Below are 330 nucleotides of genomic sequence, written 5' to 3'. Positions count from 1 at the left end.
TTGTTGGTTTAAATCACATAGCGACTGATACACAAAGCGCCAATGTCGCTCGTTATAATGAGCATCTTCGAGTAACAGCGGCTCAAAGTTGTACAGCAATAATGTTGGAAGCCCATTGCTAAACGCATGTTTAAGCGGTTGATGATCGCTTAAACGTAAATCGCGTTTAAACCAGACAATGTTTATTTTTTGGCGCATGAAATTAAACTATTTGCTAACGGTGTAGTATTAATGAAGATCCAATTTATAAGTACGTATTGTCTAGTACTAGGGTTTAGTTTTTAACTTAAAAGTGAGAAATAATGTTTTTAGATTTAATGCAAAACAGCA

The 330-nt window shown here is 34.8% G+C and carries 1 protein-coding gene; it reads right to left on the bottom strand.

The window, feature by feature from the left end; genetic code table 11:
- On the bottom strand, positions 1-198 hold a 198-nt coding region (locus CWB76_RS19440; protein ID WP_171039673.1), incomplete at its 3' end, for a deoxyribodipyrimidine photo-lyase.
- Positions 199-330 lie beyond the last annotated feature (132 nt).

The organism is Pseudoalteromonas sp. S1609 (genome assembly GCF_005887255.1).
In the GTDB taxonomy this organism is placed as follows: domain Bacteria; phylum Pseudomonadota; class Gammaproteobacteria; order Enterobacterales; family Alteromonadaceae; genus Pseudoalteromonas.
This window is presented reverse-complemented; position numbering and strand designations above follow the sequence as displayed.